The following is a 1,310-nucleotide window of genomic DNA, read 5'->3' as shown; positions in this document are numbered from 1 at the left end:
ACCAGAGCGAGGTCGTCGACCTTGATGACCTCGCGACGCGGCAGGCCGTCACCGCCGACCCGACCTTCTTCGCCGCGGCGCCGTCCCCCGTTCTCGTCGACGAGTTCCAGCACGTCCCCGCGCTGCTGGACGCAATCAAGGCGGAACTGAACCGCGATCTGCGGCCCGGACGATTCGTCCTCACCGGGTCAACCCGTTATCTCACGATGCCGACGCTGTCCCAGTCCTTGGCGGGCCGCGTCCATGTCACCACCCTGTGGCCGCTGGCGCAGGCAGAGCTGGAGCGGCCGGACAGCTATTCGCTCGACGACGGCCTGCCCAGCCGCCAGCAGCAGCCCGCGACCTTCGTCGACCAGCTGATGGACGATCCGGAATCGCTGGTCGCCATCCGCTCGCCGGCACTGTCCCGGGACGACGTGACCCGGCGCGTGCTGGCCGGGGGATTCCCGCTGGTGCTGGGGCGTCCAGAAGGCCCGGCCCGCAGCCGCTGGTTCCGGGACTACGTGCGGACAGTTATCGAACGGGACGTCCTGGAAATCCGCAGAATCAGGCAGCGTGGCCTGCTACCGCTTATTCTGCGGCAGCTCGCGGCACGTACCGGCGGGATACTCAAGGCATCGGACATCGCTCGGGCGGTCAAACAAGATCAAAATCTTGTCGGGGACTTCATCCAGCTTCTGGAAACGGTGTTCCTCGTCCATCGGCTGCCGGCATTCGGTCGAACCCTCAACAGCCGGGTCACGGCCAGTCCCAAGGTGCACCTCGTCGACTCCGGGCTGGGTGCCTACCTGCTCGGTCTCACCGAACGCCGGCTGGTCGCCCGCGACCCGGCGGCCCTCACCGAGTTCGGGCACCTGCTGGAAACGTTCGTCGTGAACGAAGTCATCAAGCAGGTGGGCTGGTCACAGACGTATGTCGAACCCGCGCACTTCCGCACGAGCAGCGGGCAGGAAGTCGACCTCGTCATCGAGGCCGACGACGGACGTGTCGCGGCGGTGGAAGTCAAGGCCGGGTCCCGGGTGCCCGGCGAGGACCTGCGTGGCCTGCGGGTGCTCCGGGACAAACTCGGGTCACGGTTCGCCGGGGGCGTCGTCCTCTACCTCGGCGAGCGCAGCTATCACGCTGACGACCAGATTTCCGTGTTGCCGGTCGACCGTCTGTGGACGTGACGGTGATCTTACGGCAACCTGCCACCGACCCGGCGGACCGAAGGCGACGCGATCACGGTTTCCGTGCGCCGCCGACGGCCGGGATCCCCGGGGCACTTGTGGCATTCGCCGTGCTCGCCGGGCTGGATGCGGCGGTGGTCG

1 protein-coding gene is annotated in these 1,310 nt (G+C 67.7%); it reads left to right on the top strand.

All coding sequences use genetic code 11. The annotated features are described in order from the left end of the window. The coding region (locus MJ783_RS21780) for an ATP-binding protein (RefSeq protein ID WP_239313400.1) at window positions 1-1,169 on the top strand (1,169 nt) is incomplete at its 5' end. Window positions 1,170-1,310 lie beyond the last annotated feature (141 nt).

It is taken from the genome of Protofrankia sp. Cj3 (assembly GCF_917627355.1).
In the GTDB taxonomy this organism is placed as follows: Bacteria; Actinomycetota; Actinomycetes; order Frankiales; family Frankiaceae; genus Protofrankia.
Note: the sequence above shows the minus strand (reverse complement) of the source record. Positions and strands in the feature narration are given on the sequence as shown.